This is a genomic window from Pseudomonas sp. MF08817 (genome assembly GCF_059862705.1).
In genome coordinates this window covers 1-16,700 of the sequence record NZ_JCBCUY010000054.1, presented here as the reverse complement: position 1 = coordinate 16,700, position 16,700 = coordinate 1, and the positions used below count along the sequence as shown (strand labels likewise).

General features: G+C 64.0%; 11 protein-coding genes and 1 pseudogene. 3 read left to right on the top strand and 9 right to left on the bottom strand.

What is annotated here, in order from left to right; all coding sequences use genetic code 11:
* Nucleotides 1-108: 108 nt before the first annotated feature.
* From AC19YR_RS23220 to AC19YR_RS23210, 3 genes are all read right to left on the bottom strand, one after another.
* Complete coding sequence (locus AC19YR_RS23220; RefSeq protein WP_500600299.1) at nucleotides 109-768, bottom strand: neuraminidase-like domain-containing protein; 660 nt, start codon at nucleotides 766-768, stop codon at nucleotides 109-111.
* Nucleotides 769-795: 27 nt separating this feature from the next.
* Nucleotides 796-4,713 carry a Tc toxin subunit A gene (locus tag AC19YR_RS23215; RefSeq protein WP_500600298.1) on the bottom strand — a complete coding sequence of 1,306 codons (3,918 nt, stop codon included), beginning with the start codon at nucleotides 4,711-4,713 and terminating at the stop codon, nucleotides 796-798.
* A gap of 186 nt (nucleotides 4,714-4,899) precedes the next feature.
* Nucleotides 4,900-5,790 (bottom strand): LysR family transcriptional regulator, encoded by an 891-nt coding sequence (locus tag AC19YR_RS23210; protein ID WP_500600297.1) that lies wholly within the window; start codon nucleotides 5,788-5,790, stop codon nucleotides 4,900-4,902.
* A 115-nt stretch (nucleotides 5,791-5,905) separates the two neighbouring features.
* Between AC19YR_RS23210 and AC19YR_RS23205 the strand changes: the two genes are divergently transcribed.
* The gene (locus tag AC19YR_RS23205; RefSeq protein ID WP_500600296.1) at nucleotides 5,906-6,298 is read left to right on the top strand and encodes a DUF4440 domain-containing protein; all 393 of its coding nucleotides are present in this window, start codon (nucleotides 5,906-5,908) and stop codon (nucleotides 6,296-6,298) included.
* A 124-nt stretch (nucleotides 6,299-6,422) separates the two neighbouring features.
* Here AC19YR_RS23205 and AC19YR_RS23200 read toward each other — a convergent pair whose 3' ends face one another.
* The 4 genes from AC19YR_RS23200 to AC19YR_RS23185 are packed head-to-tail and all read right to left on the bottom strand — an operon-like array spanning nucleotide 6,423 to nucleotide 11,197.
* On the bottom strand, nucleotides 6,423-7,280 hold the full coding sequence (locus AC19YR_RS23200) for an efflux RND transporter periplasmic adaptor subunit (RefSeq protein ID WP_095106127.1): 858 nt from the start codon (nucleotides 7,278-7,280) through the stop codon (nucleotides 6,423-6,425).
* Nucleotides 7,281-7,290: 10 nt separating this feature from the next.
* On the bottom strand, nucleotides 7,291-7,491 hold the full coding sequence (locus AC19YR_RS23195; protein ID WP_095106125.1) for a DUF1656 domain-containing protein: 201 nt from the start codon (nucleotides 7,489-7,491) through the stop codon (nucleotides 7,291-7,293).
* The gene (locus AC19YR_RS23190; RefSeq protein WP_500600295.1) at nucleotides 7,481-9,673 is read right to left on the bottom strand and encodes an FUSC family protein; all 2,193 of its coding nucleotides are present in this window, start codon (nucleotides 9,671-9,673) and stop codon (nucleotides 7,481-7,483) included. Before AC19YR_RS23190 ends, AC19YR_RS23195 begins: the two co-directional genes overlap by 11 nt.
* Before the next feature lie 12 nt (nucleotides 9,674-9,685).
* Nucleotides 9,686-11,197, bottom strand: a complete 1,512-nt coding sequence (locus tag AC19YR_RS23185; RefSeq protein ID WP_500600294.1) for an efflux transporter outer membrane subunit — start codon at nucleotides 11,195-11,197, stop codon at nucleotides 9,686-9,688.
* A gap of 310 nt (nucleotides 11,198-11,507) precedes the next feature.
* Here AC19YR_RS23185 and AC19YR_RS23180 point away from each other — a divergent pair, with 310 nt between their 5' ends.
* Entirely contained in the window at nucleotides 11,508-12,476 is a 969-nt protein-coding gene (locus tag AC19YR_RS23180) for a LysR family transcriptional regulator (RefSeq protein WP_500600293.1), read from the top strand.
* 139 nt (nucleotides 12,477-12,615) lie between these two features.
* On the opposite strand, the gene hmpA is transcribed toward AC19YR_RS23180, so the two are convergent.
* Nucleotides 12,616-13,797, bottom strand: coding sequence for an NO-inducible flavohemoprotein (hmpA, locus tag AC19YR_RS23175; protein ID WP_500600292.1), 1,182 nt, complete (start codon nucleotides 13,795-13,797; stop codon nucleotides 12,616-12,618).
* Between the two features lie 145 nt (nucleotides 13,798-13,942).
* Between hmpA and norR the strand changes: the two genes are divergently transcribed.
* The gene (gene norR, locus AC19YR_RS23170) at nucleotides 13,943-15,490 is read left to right on the top strand and encodes a nitric oxide reductase transcriptional regulator NorR (RefSeq protein WP_500600291.1); all 1,548 of its coding nucleotides are present in this window, start codon (nucleotides 13,943-13,945) and stop codon (nucleotides 15,488-15,490) included.
* Here norR and AC19YR_RS23165 read toward each other — a convergent pair.
* Nucleotides 15,434-16,700 (bottom strand): annotated as a pseudogene (locus AC19YR_RS23165) (hypothetical protein); the annotation flags it as partial. The gene norR and the pseudogene AC19YR_RS23165 sit on opposite strands and share 57 nt — an antisense overlap.

Below are 16,700 nucleotides of genomic sequence, written 5' to 3'. Positions count from 1 at the left end.
TAAGCGTTTCGACTTCAAATGTCCTATCGAGGTCATAGGCGAGGTGATGCAAGCAGCCATGGCTATGCGGCATGATGCTCCGGCTTCAATTCAATAACCGTGTTGCACTCAGCTCCTGCAACCGCCGTTTTTATAAGTGCGTTGGGACATGTCCACCGAGCGCCAGTAATACACACTTTCGGCGCGGGATTTACCGATGAAGTAGTACATCCCGTTCTTGAAGTCGTCGGTGTTGATGTAGCCATTGATGATGGTCAGGTTGGCCACTTCTTCAAAACTGGCCAGGTAGCTGAGTACCGCTTCCTGGGCGGTGTCGATGTGGATCTTGTTCTGGTTGAGGTCGTTCTCCAGTTGCTCGAAATAGGTCGATTTGCTCAGGCGCAGCGAGGGGTCGATGTACACCTCGGGGTAATACTGCAATTGCTGGTTGGCGGCCCAGATGGGGTATTGGCTGTTGATCTCGCGCCACTGGGTTATCAGGTGTTCTTCCATGACCCGGTTTTCGTAGCCCGGCTCCATGCCCATCAGCGCACCGTTGATGTACTGCTGCAGGCTGGCGATGGCCGACGCCACGGGGCTGGTGGCCACGTCCTGGGAGACCTGGACATCGAGCAACTTGTACTCATAGAGGTCATTGGCGGTCTTGATTTTGTCGTTGAGCCCGGAGCCGACGAATTCCTGGGCGTTGGGCACCACCTCGTCGAGGTAGTAGGCCACCAGGGCGTCGCGCAGGGTTTCGTTGAGCTGGGCATCGATGGACTTGGACATGGTTGCTCCTTGCAAAAATGATGGCGGTCAGGCGCGGCGGCTGGCGGCTATGGCGGCTTCACCCGCCGCTTGCCACGCCACACTGGCGCTGTCGGCGTGCAACGCGGTGGCGGCCAGCAGGTCGGTGGCGGTCAAGCCGCTGGCGGCGCAGGCCTGTTGACAGCGCAGCACCCAGTCCACTTCGGCCAAGGAGGTGGCGCGCCCCAGGGGCAGTTCCTGGAACAGGCGGGCGATGTCTTCCTGGCGCCAGCCCAGCAGGTTGGCCAGCACCTCGGCGCTGGCCTGGTTGACGGCGCTGCGCAGGGCTTTGTTCTTGAGTTGGGCCTTGGCCGGGTTGGCGCTGATGAAGTAGCCCAGCAGGGCTTCTTCTGCCTGGCTCTGGCGGTTGAACCACTGGCTATAGCGGCCCAGCAGGTAGAGGCTGGCCCATGACAGCGGCCCCCCTTGCGCCGCGCCCAGCCACTGCGGGTGTACCAGGAATAGGCGCAGGGCGCTGGTGCTTAGGCGTAAGTGCAGCGCGGCCTTGGCGTGGCGCAACACAGCCTTGAGCTGGACGATCAGCGTACTGCTGCCCTCGGCGTTGGTACCCACTTGCAGCACCATCGCCAGCAGTTGATAGACGCTAGTCTGGGCCCAGTGCACCACCACTTGGGTACGGTCCATGGGCAGGTTGACCAACTCCTGGGCCAGGCCTTCGATCAAGCGCAATTGCCGACCGTGGGCGGCCATGAGCAGGGTGCCGAGTTTCTCCAGGCTGGCAGCCCTGACGGCGGGGTCCAGGGCCAGTGGTTGGAGGGCCCGCACCAGGGCGGCTTGCAATTGCGCCTGGGTGTTGTCGGCCAACTCCAGGGGTTGTTCTTTGACCAGGCCCGTTGGGTCGAGCAGTGGTAGCAGCACGCTGCGCCAGTTGATGAGGTCGCCGGGGCCGCGGGCCTGGGTGGTTTTTTCATGTGTGGGCAGGTTCAGCGCCAGCAGTTGCGCGTCGCTCACCAGCACCGCGCGGGTGTCCTCGGCGAGCTTCGCCACGCGGTCGGTCAAGCCTTCGGGCGGCAGGTAGTCGCCCGGGTCCAGGCCCAGCAATTGCCGCACCAGTGGCACCGTTTGCTTGCTGTCCTTGAGCCAGGTCACGGCCCAGTCCATTTGCATCAGGAGGTCGAGGATATCGGGCTCGGCACTCAGGGGTTCGCCTTCGTAGATGTTCTCGACCTTCATATCTCGATTGCCCTGGGCACCGCATTTGACTCGCAAATTGGTGAGCGTTGCCGGGCCCTCAGTGATGGCTTGCCAAGCCTCCCGAGTGATTACCCTACCGCTCAACGACAGGGCTTGGCCGGGGGCAATAGGCGCAAGGCTGAGCGTGCTGCCGTCGACATTGCGCAAAACGTTCGCCAGCGCCGGCTGCGGTGGCCAGTCGAGGGTAAATAACCGCGTGGGGGCTGCCTGGGTAAAATCCACCCCTTGGTTGACGAGCAACGCGGAGCCCGGCAGCAGGCGTAACACATCACCCGCCTCAAGAGGATCAGCCACCAAGGTCAAGCGGATGTCGTATGTAGCGTCAGAATTTTTGGCCTCGATTATCATCGGGCTCAACGGCCGCTCCCCTTGCTGCGCCAGGCGCCCGTTGCTGAGCAAGCGCTGGTAGCGTTCGCCGCCCAGCAAGTCGACCAGCGCCCAACTGTCTTCGGGTGTGAGGCCGAACAACTGCGCCATCCGGGCCTGGCGATACAGCGATGACACGGTGGCCAGGTCGCGGCGCAATGGGCCCACGTAGAGCTGGGTTTGCCCGGCCAGACGAAAGAACGAGGTCTGGGTGGGCTGTAAGCCCAGGCCGGCACACAGTTGCGACACGGTTCTTTTCGAGGCGGCGTCGGTGCCGGCCAGGTTGAAGGGCTGCTGGTCAAGCACCAGTGGCACGTCGAACAGCGCCGCCTTGTTGAACACCTGGTCGAACAGCGGCACGCGCTCGCCCGTGGCGTAGGGCGTGAGGTCATGCACAAAAGCTGCAAATTGCTCGGCAGTGATGCTGTAGCGCCCGCTCAAGTAGCGATAAACCCCCAGCACCCGCAAGGTGTTGATGTTCAGGTCCATGGTCAGGTTGTGTTCGCCTTCGCTGCGAATGGCGCTGATGATGAGTGTGTCCAGTTCGGCGAAGGGAAGGTCGAACCAGCGCTGCAAACGGATCATGCGTTGCAGGCGGTCGAAGCGGTTGGGCGAGGTCTTGGTCAGGTACCAGTAGGTGGCGTTGGCGGTCTTGACCTCCTTGAGCCCCATCGAATTGTCGAATTGGTCGCGTTGAATGGAGGCGGTGGTGGCCGGCGTGACGCTGTCATAGCGGTCCGAGCCCTGGCCGTTGACGTAGCAGGCGCCGTAGTGACCCGAAATGCCCCAACCACTGATTTGCAAGTTGGCAGTGAGGCAGTTGGGGGAGCGCCGCGGGTAATGGGTACGTTGTGACAACAGGGCTTCGACCTGCTCGGCATTGAGTTCGGTCTTGCCCAGAAAGGTGTTGAGTTCGACCAAGGCATCACTCGCCTGTTCGGAGCCATTGGTCAAACCATAGCTGCCCCGAAAGAACGCCTGCTGTTGCGTTGTGAACTGCGGGCTTTCATCAAGCATCAAGGTAAAGCTGCGTTGCGCCAGTGCTACCGGCGCAGCCAAGGTGCCTGTTGTGACGGTAACGGTGAACGTGGCGCTGTAACCGGGCAGCTGCGGCAGTGCTTGGCCTGCAGGCAGCCTTATGGCGTGGTTGATGGCCGCAGCGCTGTGCGCATGCAAGTAATTAAGGAGCCAGTAATTGTGGTTGAGGGGCGTCGCGGAGTTCAGGAGGAGTTTGACCTGCAATGGATTTACACCGCCCGGATTGGTGAACTCGAAAGTCGCCTCATTGGATCCGGGCGACGTGCCTACCAACGTGTGGGCAACCGGGACAACCGCTTTGACGCAGGCTTGCCCCGGCAACAACAGCAGGCCAAAACGCCAGTTTTTTTCCAATGAAAGATAACTCGTCCCCGGCCCACGCCACCCATCCGTGACTTGCGAGCGCGCCAGATAAAACGTCGTAAACAACGAAGGCTCAATCAGCAATTTCTGCTGCTGTGGGCTCAGCCCGGACAACAACCGCTGCGCCTCATGGGGGGCGTTCTGCACGGTGCCGTAGACATTGCGGCTGCCTTGGGTCGCGGGCAATTCAAAACTGACCCGGTAATTCAACTCGCCCAGTTGCAGCTTGTTTTGCGCCAGCCCCAGGCGGCACTGATGGTGAGCGAAGTTGTAGGGAAAAATAAACGGATGGCGCCGGTTGGCGAGCAGGTCATAGACCGGCAGCGGCATACCGGGGATGCCCTGCTGGTAACGCTGGATATCACCTTTGAGCACCTCGTTGACCTGGTCCAGCATCGGCCTGGGCACAAAGGTGCTTTGCGGGTCGATCACGAGCGCCTCGATATCGGGGCGCCGCGTGCGCAGCAGGATTTTGGGGTGAGTGCCCTGCCCGGACCCCTCCAGCGTGCGGGTGGCGAAGTGGAACAGAGAGCGCAGGTAAGCCACGGGCGAGTCGATCGCGGCGATGGCGCCCACCTTGCAGAACTCATCCCAGTTTTCCTTGAACAGGTTCGGGTAACTGGGCCCCACCTCCGTCAGCGCCCGCACGCCGGTGCGCTGGGTCAGATGCTGGGGTTTGCCACTGGACACCTGGTGCTCACGGTATAAACGGCCAATCTGGGTGGCGTAGCACAGTGCGTTTTCGTAGGCCAAGGCGCCGTCGGCATCGCAAATTTCCCCCAGGCGCTCGACGAACTGCGGCTTGGGTTGGCCGATGATATCGAACACCGACGCAATGCCCAGTTGCTGCATGGCGGTCACGAAATTGACCTTGCCCCGTGGAGTTTTCTTTGCAGCGGGGTCGTTGACCAGGTTGAGCAAAAGACGATCGCTGTGATCTGCCATGGGAGCCATCTCTGCGCAGGGGAAATTGCCCTTGACCCTACGACGGTTGCGGCATTTGCGAACCTGTCAGATCTGACAGGGGGCGGTACTTTTCCGACCGATGGCAAGCGACTTTGCAAAGCACCCCACCTGTGGGTGGCCTGCTCAACACCCACTCTCCTGCCCCGCAGGTAAGGGTGCGGGAGGCTAGCCGCCCCCCTCGCGCAACTTCAGAAAATCAATGAACGCCCGCACCTTGAGCGGCAGGTGGCGGGTGTTGGGGTACAGGGCATAGACGCCCTGGCGGGTGAAACGGTGGTCGGGCAGCAGGTGCTGCAGGTGGCCGGCGTCCAGGTCTGCCTGAACCAGCCATTGCGGCAATATCGCCACGCCGTGCCCGGCCAGGGCGAAGGCGCGCAGGGTGGCGCTGTTGTCGGCCACCACTGCGACCTGGCCGGCCTGGGGCTGGTAATCGTGCTCCACGCCTTGGGGGTCGGTCACGCTCAGGTGCGGCACGCGGCCATGGCCCAGGGTGGGCAGGTGTTGCAGGGCCGCCAGGCCAGTGACCGCCCCGTGGCGGGCCAGCAGCGCCGGGGCGGCGACGGCGAACACGTCGAAGGTCGCAAGCTGCACCGCCCGCAGGTTGGAGTCGAGCAGGCGGCCCAGGCGGATCGCCAGGTCGAAGCGCTCGCCAATCAGGTCGGCGTGGGTCGATGAGGTGGACAGGTGGATATGCAACTGTGGGTGCTGCTGGCGGAACAGCTCCAGCGCCGGCACCACTGTGGCCAGGGCATATTCCACGGTGGTGGTGATGCGCAGCGTGCCCTTGAGCTGGCTGTGTTCGCTGCGTGCCTCTTCGATGGCCAGGCGTGCTTCGTCCAGGGTGCGCAGGCAACGCAGGTAAAAGCGCTCGCCGGCATCGGTGAGGGCCAGTTGCCGGGTGTTACGGGTCACCAGGGTCACCCCCAACTCCGCCTCCAGGCGCTTGAGGTTGAAGCTGACCACGGCGCGGGTCTGGCCCAGCAACTGGGCCGCCGCCGTGAGCGAGCCGGCCTCGACCACGGCTTTGAAGGTGTCGAAACGATCCAGGCTGACCATGGGCGGGCGCCTCCTTTGTCAAAATAATTTTGACAAACTAGCAGCCATCGCGTCGTTTCCCTAGCCAGGAGAACGCCCTACCCTGCGGGGCCGCCCCTCACGCCGAGCCCTTTGCATGACCGACTATCGCGATTTTTTCAACGAAGTGATCCACACCTTGCTCGACATCGAACAGTGGTTCGCCGGCACCGCCGAACCGGCGCTGCTGACGCGGTTGCTGGGGCGGTTTTCGCCCGAGTTTTCGATGGTCGCGCCTGATGGCAGTGCCTTGGACTGCGAGGCCCTGCGCGGCCTGTTCGAACAACTGGGCGGCACCCGCCCCGGGTTGCGCATCAGCCTGAGCGACCTGCGCGGCCTCGCCCGCCACCCCGGCGGCGCCACCCTGAGCTACCGCGAATTGCAATCGGACGCCAGCGGCCCCCTCAGCGACCGCCGCGCCACGGCCGTTATCGAACAACTGCCCGGCGGCGCCCTGCGCTGGCGGCATTTGCACGAGACGTTTTGCTGAAGGGGTGGGGTGAAAGATCCTCTGTAGGCAAGAGCCCGCTCGCGATGGCGACATTACTGGCGACAACAATGTTGTGGTTGCACCGGCCTCATCGCGGGCGCGCTCGCGCCTACTGGCGGCTTGTCTACTGGCCCGGGTTGACCACCACCGTGCAGGTGATCCCCGCCGCCAGCAACACGCCGTCGGGCACTTCGTCGAGGTGGATGCGCACCGGCACCCGTTGGGCCAGGCGCACCCAGTTGAAGGTGGGGTTGACGTCGGCGATCAGTTCGCGGCTTTCAGGGTTATCGCGGTCGTAGATGCCGCGCGAGATGCTTTCCACGTGGCCCTTGAGCACTTCGCCGCTCATCAGTTGCAGGTCGGCCGGGTCGCCGACTTTTACCCGCGGCAGCTTGGTTTCCTCGAAGAAGCCATAGACCCAGAACGAGTTCATATCGACCACGGCCATTTTCGCCTCGCCGATGCGCGCGTAGTCGCCCCGGTGCACGTTGAGGTTGGTGACGTAGCCGTCCACCGCTGCCAGCACGCGGGTGCGCTTGAGGTTCAGTTCGGCGGCATCCAGTTGCGCCTGGGCGTGCTGGTAGTCGGCCAGGGCGGCGTCGGCGATGTTGCTGGCGTCGTCGCGGTTTTCCCGGGAGATCACCAGGCTATCGAGGTCGGCACGCCGGTGGGCATTGACCTTGCGCATCTCCCACGTGGCCTTGCGCGAGGCCACCAAGGCCTGGGCCTGCTTGACGGCGATGCGGTAGTGCTCGGGGTCGATCTGCATCAGCAAATCACCCTTTTTCACCAATTGGTTGTCGCGCACCGGCACATCCACCACTTCGCCGGTGACGTCGGCGGCGACGTTGATGATGTCGGCCCGCACCCGCCCGTCGCGGGTCCAGGGGGTGTTCATGTAGTGCACCCACAAGGTGCGGCCGATCCACATCGCGAGGGCCAGCACCAGCAAGGTGGCGAGCAGGCTGAAGAGCTTTTTCATCGGGTCGTTCTCAACGGTAAACAGTGAGCGCCAAGGCGCCGAAAATGCACACGAACAGGCTCAGGCGCAGCAGCGCCGGGTGCCAGAAGAAGCGGTACAGGTCATGGCCCGACAGGAAGCGGTCCAGGGCCCAGGCCAGGCCTGCCGCGATGAAAAACATCAGGGTCATGGTCGGCATGTACAGGCCGTGGAAGGCGATTTCACGAGGCATGGGCAAATCCTTGGGGCTTGGCCACGGCATAGGCCGCCAGCGGCGATTGCGGGTCCAGCAGGGAGGTGCGAATAAAGTGCAGGTAGCTTTTGACCCGGCGCAGGGCCGAGGTGTCGAAGTGCGGCGCGAAAGGCTCGTCGGTGGCCTGCACGCGGCTGATGGCGTGGTCCACGGCAATCAAGCCACGCTCCAGGTTGCTCTGGCTCGGTTGCAAAAACAGGCGCACCAGCGAGCGGCCCATGACGCGGATCGCCTGGCGCCACGGCTGCGACGCCGCGTAGGCCGGGTGCACCGGCAAAATCGCCTGTTCCTTGCGCAACTCGATGATGGCGTGGCCCACCTCCAGCACCACGAACATCCAGCGCAGCAGCTCGCTTTGCACCTTGGGCTGGCCCGCTGCCAAGCCGTAGGCCTGGTGCAGCAGGTCGCGGGTGCGGCTCTCGAAACTCGACCCCAACCCCTTGAGTTTGCCGCTGATGGCGTACACCACTTGGCCGCGCAAATCCTGCTCCAGGCGCTGCCACAGCCAGCGGCTGTTGGGCGGCAGGATGATCGCCCCCGCCGCCGCGCACACCAGCATGCCCATGACCATGGCGATGTAGTCGTTGATGAAACTGTAGGGGTTGTAGACGGTGAGGTTGTCCGGCACCGAACCGGTGCTGAAGAAGATCAACAGGCCCAGGCCCACCCCGGCGAACTGTGGGCGCGAGGACAGGAACGAGCCCAGCACGATCACCGGCGCCAGCATCACGCACAGCAACGCGAAACCGTCGATCAACGGGAACACGAAAAACATCTCGATAAAGCCGATCACCGCGCCGACCAAGGTGCCGCACGCCATCTGGAACGCCATGCGCTTGGGGTTGGGCGTGGCGGCGGACAGGCCGACGGTGGCGGCCGCGATCAGGGTCATGGTGGCGCCGCTGGGCCAGGCCGTGGCCACCCAGTAACTGCCCAGCACCAACAGAATGAAGGCCGCGCGCAACCCCGAAGCAGTCGACGCCAGCCAATTGGTTTGCGGCGTGTAGGGTTCGTCCCATTGCTCGCGGGCGTGGTGGTGGTCGGCCAGGGAGGCGTGGGTTTGGGCGTAGCTGTGCAGCTCATCGACAAAGCGGTAGAGCAATTCGTAGGCGGTGTGGAAATCCAGCTGCTCAGCCTCGCTCGGCGCGCCTTCCTGGAACTGCGCCCGCAAGCTGCGCACCCGCGCCGGCAGGCCTTCCTTGTAGGCCGCCAGGGCGGCGGCCAGGCGCGCGGCGTCGGCATCGGTGAGGGCGCGGCCAGAGAAGCCGTCGAGCAGCTCGGCCAGGTCCTGCAAACCGGGTTTGATCGCCGCCACCACATGGTCGGCGGCGTTGCTGCGCAGGCGTTCGAGCAACTGGTGCAAAGCGTTGAAGCGCGTGGTGATGCCCATGAACTCGCTGTTCAAGCGGCTCAAACGGCCGTTGCGCCGGCGCATGTGCGGGTCTTCGAACACGGTGACGCTGCGCAGCCCTTCCAGGCCCACCGCCTCGGCGATAAAACGCACGTTGCCGCGCTCGAACGCCTCGCGCTGGCTGCGCCCGCGCAAGCCGTCGGTGACGAACAGCGCGAACACGCCAAAGCGCTGGTACAGCGCGTTACGCATGGCGGCGCTGGCGGTTTGCGGCAGGATCGCGGCACTGACCAGGGTGGCGCAGAGAATGCCCAGGGAGATTTCCAGCACCCGCCACACGGCGGCCATGAAGGCGCCGTCCGGGTGGGCCAGGGCCGGCAGGCCGACCATCGCCGCCGTGTACCCGGCCAGCACGAAACCGTAGGCGCGAAAGTTGCGGTAACGCGCCGCGCCCGCCGAGCAAATGCCGACCCAGATGGCCAGGGAGCCGAGGAACAGTTCGGTGTTTTGCGCGAACAGGGCGATCAGCGCCACCATCACCGCCGAGCCGGCAAGGGTGCCGAGGAAGCGGTAGAAACTCTTGGCGAACACATGGCCGCTTTGCGGCTGCATGACGATGAACACGGTAATCATCGCCGTGCGCGGTTGCGGCAGTTCCAGGCGCATCGCCAGCCACAGGGTGAGGAATGCGGCCAGCAACACCTTGAAGATGTACACCCAGGTCACGCCATCGCTGCGTGCCCAGTCGAAGAAACCACGGCGCCATTCCAAGGCATACAGCCAGCGCAGCGGTGCGGGCAAGGGAGTCATTGCGGCCTTCTTTTAGTGGTCGAAAACGGCCAACGCGGCCGGGGTTTTGTGGGCGACGGTTGTACTTTCGGGCGGGCTGTCATCGCCGGCCCCGAGGCCGCCGCCCAGGGCGGTCACCAGTTCGGCGTGGGCACTCAGGCGCGCGGCCTGTACCTGCTGCTGCACTTGCTGCTGGGCGAACAACTGGGTCTGGGCGTTGAGTACGTTGAGGTAGTCGGTGAGGCCGCGCTCGAACGCGATGGTGGCGATGTCGTAGGTCTTTTGCGCCGAGGCCACGGACTCGGCGGCGAAGGCTTGCTGCTTGTCCATGGACTCGCGGCGGATCAACTGGTCGCTGATGCTTTTGAGGGCGTCGATCAGGGTCTGGTTGTACTGCGCCAGGGCCAGGTCGTAGCCGGCGGACGCTTCGCCCAACTGGGCGCGCAGGCGCCCGCCGTCGAAGATCGGCAGGGAAATGGCCGGGCCGACGTTGTAGTTGAGTTTTTTGCCGGTGATGAACTCCAGCGCCCCGCCGCCGGTGGCCATGAAGCCCAGGCCGGCCACCAGGTCGACGTTGGGGTAGAACCCGGCATGGGCGACGTCGATGCCACGGGCCTGGGCCGCCACTTGCCAGCGGCTGGCGACCACGTCCGGGCGCTGGCCCAGCAGTTGCGCGGGCAAGGCCGAGGGCAATGGCAACGGCGCGCCCAGCGACAGCGACGGGCGTTGCAATTGGGCGCCCTGCCCCGGGCCAAAGCCTGCAAGGGCAGCCAATTGGTTGCGGCTCAGGGCGATTTCTTCGTCCAGGGCATCGAGTTGGCGGTGGGTTTCGGGCAGCGGGGTCTGGGCCTGGCTGACCTCGAAATGGGTACCGATGCCGCCGTCCAGGCGCCGTTGCGCCAGGGCCAGGATCTGCTGTTGCTGCTCAAGAGTGGCGTGGACGATGTCGCGCCGGGCGTAGTGCAAGGACAACTGGATATAGGCGCGCACCACGTTGTTCTGCAATTCGAGCTGGGCCATGCGCGCCTGGGCGGCGCTCATGTGCGCCAGGTCCAGGGCCTGCTCAGTGGCATTGCGCTCGCGGCCCCAGAGGTCCAGGGCATAGGTCAGGCCGAGGGCGGCATTGTTGTCCCAGGTGGTGGAGTTGGCCAAATCACCCGGGCCGTAGAACGGGTCGGTGGGCCAGTTGTGGCGCTTGAGGGTAGAAGTGCCGTTGATCTGCACCGCCTCGGCGGCCTCGGCCACGCCGGCCATGGCCCGCGCCTGGCGCACCCGGGCGGCGGCCATGGCCAGGCTGGGGCTGCCCTGCACGGCCAACTCGACCCAGCGGTTCAACTGCGGGTCGCCATAGGCCCGCCACCATTGGGCGCTGGGCCAGTGGGCATCCGCCGCCGCGCTCTGGATCGCGGCGTCGGTAGCCAGGGCAGCGACAGGCATTGCCTGGCCTTGCGGGCCAATACCTCCGGTTCCGATGCAGCCGCTGATTGCCAAGGTTAAAGCCCAAACACTGAGAGTCTTCAGCTCTCTGCTGATGCGACGCGGCACTGCTGCGAATTCCTGAAAAAAGAGGGGAGGCAAAACATTCCGGGAGCGGCTAACTCACTGTGGGAGCGGGCTCTAGCGAGTACAGCCGGCACATGCCCACCAGCAGCCATGCCGCCCTCGCGGGCAAACCCGCTCCCACAGGTGAAAGTGCATCATTCCTACAACGACGCAATTCTAGGGTCCGCCCCCAGCGGCGATAAGCGGGCATTCCTGTGAATCTTTATTACCGTTAGCGCGATAATCCCTTGGTCGGGGTCACGGTCGCCCGTAACTTCATGTCACAATTTGCCATCTCCCTTGAGTGCACTCCATGGACACCCTGCAAAACATGCGCGCCTTCAGCAGTGTCGCCGAGGCTGGCAGCTTCACTGCCGCCGCCGCACAGCTGGACACCACCACCGCCAACGTCTCGCGCGCGGTCTCCAACCTTGAGGCCCACCTGCAAACCCGCCTGCTCAACCGCACCACCCGGCGCATCGCCCTGACCGAGGCGGGTAAGCGCTACCTGCTGCGTTGCGAGCAGATCCTGGCCTATGTAGAAGAAGCCGAAGCCGAGGCCAGCGACGCCCATGCGCGCCCGGCCGGGCAGTTGAAGGTGCACACCATGACGGGCATCGGCCAGCATTTCGTGATCGATGCCATCGCCCGCTACCGCAAAACCCACCCCGACGTGACCTTCGACCTGACCCTGGCCAACCGCGTGCCGGACCTGCTGGACGAGGGTTATGACGTGTCCATCGTACTGGCCAGCGAGTTGCCGGATTCGGGGTTCGTGTCTCAGCGCCTGGGCATCACCTACAGCATCGTCTGCGCCTCCCCGGCCTATGTGAAAGCCAACGGCTGCCCGCAAAAACCCAGCGACCTGCTCGGCCACGCCTGCCTGCGCCTGGTGAGCCCGGTGATCCCGCTGGAAAAGTGGTTGTTCGACGGCCCCGAGGGCCAGGAGATGGTCACCATCAATAGCTCACCGTTTTTGGTGAACTCCGCCGACGCGATGAAAACCGCGATCATCAGCGGCATGGGCGTGGGCGTGTTGCCGGTGTACGCCGCCATCGAAGCGCTGCGCAACGGCACGTTGGTGCGGGTGATGCCCAACTACCGCTCCCAGGAACTGAACCTGTACGCCATCTACCCCTCGCGCCAGTACCTGGATGCCAAGATCAAGACCTGGGTGGAATACCTGCGCGGCTCCCTGCCGGAAATCCTCGCCGCCCACCAGGCCGAACTCGCCGCCTATGAACTGAGCGGCAGCCTGGCCGGCGCCCGGCTGGCGACATAGGCCACCCGTCGGCGCCTGGCTTGCCAGCGGTGGCGGTTTCAGGGCTGCCATCGCGAGCAGGGCGCGCTGCCACCAGGCCTGAATAGGCCTGGTTGCTTGTGGGGGCGAGCCCTGCTTGCGCTAGCGGCCTAGCGGCGAATCACTCCAACACCGCCGCCGGCCCGAAGAACTCGTAACGGCTCTGCTGCGGCGGCACGCCCAACGCCTTGAGGTGGCGCTTGATCGCAGCCATAAAGCCCTTGGGCCCGAGGAAGTAGGCGTCCAGGTCGCGGTCGGCCGGCAGCCACAGGCCCAGTTGTTCCTGATCGAGCAAGCCGATCTGGTCCGCCGGCGGGCTGATGCCGTCCTCTTCGGCATAGCAATAAAAGCGCTTGAGTTGCGGGTGGCGCACCGCCAAATCGTCGACCCAGCCACGGAACGCATGCACCGAGCCATTGCGCGCGCAGTGGATAAAATGCACCGGCCGCTCACTGGCCAGGGCCGCTTCGAGCATCGCCAGCGTCGGGGTGATGCCCACGCCGCCACTGATAAGCACCAAGGGCTTGGCGCTGGCGCTGAGGGTAAATTCCCCCGACGGCGGGAACAGCATCAGGCTGGCGCCGACCTGCAAACAGTCGTGCAGGTAGTTGGAAGCGCGCCCGCCCGCTTCGCGCTTGACGCTGATGCGGTATTGGCCGTTGTCGCTCAGGGCCGAGAGCGAGTAGTTACGCCGGGTTTCTTCGCCCTCGATAAACAGTTGCAGGCCGATGTACTGGCCCGGCTCGGCGGCAAGGACGGGGCCCTGGTCCTTGGGCGCGAAGTAGAACGAGGTGATTTCCACGCTCTCCTGCACCCGCGCCGCCAGCACGAACTCGCGCCCGCCGCGCCAGCCGCCCACTTCCTCGGCCTTGCGGGTATAGATGGCGCTTTCGGCGCCGATCAGGATCTGCGCCAATTGGTTGTAGGCCGCGCCCCAGGCGTTGAGGACCGCAGGCGTGGCCACTTCATCCCCCAGCACTTGCGCAATGGCGCGCAGCAAACAGGTGCCGACAATGGGGTAATGCTCGGGCTGGATCTGCAACGCCACGTGCTTGTTGATGATGCGCCCCACCAAATCGCCCAGTTGGTCGAGTTGGTCGATGTGCTTGGCGTACATCAGCACGCCATTGGCCAGGGCCCGGGGCTGGTCGCCACTGGCTTGGTGGGCCTGGTTAAACAGGGCGCGCACTGGCGGGTACTCGGACAACATCATCCGGTAGAAATGGGTAATCAGCGCCTCGCCGCCGCTTTCAAGCAGGGGCACGGTGGATTTGACGATGGCACGATCCTGGACGCTCAGCATGGGTAACTCCGGTGTTTTCTAGGAATACCTTAGGCTTATCAGTATTCGTGCCATGTTTTAATTCATTAAAAATCAATAACTTAAATATTAGATAGTCATTATGACAACGCCCGCCTTATAGTCACTGCGACTACACGGAGTCAATATGACCGCAACTACCCTGCTCACCACCCTGCTGCCCCTGGTGGCCGACCTGTCCCGCGAACTGCCCGAAAGCGAGCGCTACCGGCGCCTGCTCGAGGCCATGCGCGCCTTGCTGCCCTGCGATGCCGCCGCGTTAATGCGCCTGGACGGCGAATGGTTGGTGCCCCTGGCGGTGGACGGCTTGAGCCCGGACACCCTGGGGCGGCGCTTCAAGATCAGCGAGCACCCGCGGTTCGCCGCGCTGCTCGAAGGCCCGGGCCCCACCCGCTTCGCCAGCGACAGCCCGTTGCCCGACCCTTACGACGGCCTCGTCCATGGCCTGGACGAAGCGCTGCACGTACACGACTGCATGGGCTGCCCGCTGTTTATCGACGAACGCCCCTGGGGCCTGCTGACCCTGGACGCCCTCGACCCGCGGCGCTTCGACGCCATCCCCCTGAGCGACCTGCACGCCTTCGCCAGCCTCGCCGCCGCCACCGTCAGCGCCGCCGAGCGCATCGAACGCCTGGCCCTGCGCGCCGAGGACGAACACCAGCGCGCCGAGGTCTACCGCCAGGCCAGCGGCCAGCAACCCCGGGAAATGATCGGCCAAAGCAAGGCCCACAAACGCCTACTCGAAGAAGTCAGCCTGGTGGGCGGCAGCGACCTGACGGTGCTTATCAGCGGCGAAACCGGCGTCGGCAAAGAGCTAGTGGCCCAGGCCCTGCACACGGCCTCGACACGGCGCGACAAACCGCTTGTCAGCCTCAACTGCGCAGCGCTGCCCGACACCTTGGTCGAAAGCGAGCTGTTCGGCCACGTGCGCGGCGCTTTCACCGGGGCCACCAGCGACCGGCGCGGCAAATTCGAGCTAGCCAATGGCGGCACCTTGTTTCTCGATGAAGTGGGCGAGTTGTCCCTGAGCGTGCAGGCAAAGCTGCTGCGGGTGCTGCAAAGCGGCCAGTTGCAGCGCCTGGGTTCAGACAAGGAACACCGGGTGGACGTGCGCCTGATCGCCGCGACCAACCGCGACCTGGCCGCAGAAGTGCGTAATGGCCGCTACCGCGCCGACTTCTACCATCGCCTGAGCGTGTACCCGCTGCGGGTCCCGGCCCTGCGCGAACGCGGCCGCGATGTGCTGCTGCTCAGCGGTTTCTTCCTAGAGCAAAACCGCTCGCGCATGGGCCTGGGCAGCCTGCGCCTGACCAGCGACGCCCAAGCCGCGCTGCTGGCCTACGCCTGGCCGGGCAACGTGCGCGAACTGGAACACCTGATCGGCCGCAGCGCCCTCAAGGCCCTGGGCAACGGCCGCGAACGCCCGAAAATCCTCAGCCTAAGCGCCGCCGACCTGGACCTGCCCAGCGTAGCCGCCCCCCGCGCCCCCGCCCCCGTCACCCCGCACCCTGCCGAACCCGGCGCCGACCTGCGCCAGGCCACCGAGCAGTACCAGCGCCAACTCATCAGCGCCTGCCTGGACCGCCACCAACACAACTGGGCCAGCGCCGCCCGTGAGCTAGGCCTGGACCGGGCCAACCTGGGGCGCATGGCCAAGCGGTTGGGGCTTAAATGAGGCGTGGGTGGGTCTAGGGGCTGATGTTGCCTCGGGCCAGACGGGTTCGCCTGGCCTGCATTTAACGATCAAAGTGTTGGCCTGGACTGGTCCGGGCTCCAGAGCCAGAAGGTGTAGCCGTAGTCGCCTTCCAGTTTGGGAAAAAATTGCGCCATCGCGGAAATACTGCCGCGAACCTTCACGGGCGGGGCTGAACCACCAACCGGCGTGGGGGCAAGGCTCACCGCTGGCTTTGCGCGGCGGGTGCTGCGGCTCACTGCCGGGCGCGTCGGCCATGGCGTCGGGGTCGCTGTCTTCAAACTCGCCTTCGAGAAGTTCGACGAAGTACCACTTGCAGGGGCGTTCGGTGAAGGCTTTATCCATTATTTCGTGGCGGGCCGGATGTTCAATGTTAGGGAACACACTGGCGTATTTACTTTGCCGAGCAAAGTTCAATAACCCGATATCATCGCCCCACAGGCCCGCTCGCCCAACTGCGTTCAAGGCGTCCAGCCCGATGTCGTTGAATGTTTGGCACTCTTCAAGAGACTTCCACATCCCCTCACCGCCTCCGGTCCAACCGAACTGCAAAGCACCATGGGGATCATCCTGCGGGAGGTACACACCCGTGCGAATCGGTACTCTTCCCGTCTCACCTTCAATATCCAGATGAACTTTGAACTTTGGTAATTGAGGGAAGTGCTGTTTGCAGTCTTTCCAGAGATACCAGAAGGTGATGTCATCCCAACGACGGCGCATAACACCATCTACTTTAAATCCATAGGAAAACACCTCGTTGGCCCGCTCGCGAAACGCTTTCTCCTGTTCTGCGGTGGCCCATTGCATCGAGAACTCACCCAGCATATGGGCGCATTGATTGGTTCCCGTGATGCCGTAGCACTGGTCGGCGCGCTTGGCCATATCCCACATGGTGTTTTCCCTGTACTCGATCAAGGCTGGAAACCCGCCGGTGCTCCAGTTGGCTGCGGTATCGCGTACGCCCCAGCGCTCACTGACCATAAGGGGGTCGAGAATCGAACGGCGCTCCAAAAGCATCTCAGCCATAACGATCAACTCTTCGATTTTCGGCAACAAAGCGTCCAAGTAACTTTGCGACGAGTAGTAATAGAGCATGGCTGCCTGGCGTTTTTGCCAAAGCGACAGGTGATAAGTTGGGGTCATCGGATAAAGAGCGTTCATGTTGTGTGCCCGGGCAGTGCAGACCAGACGG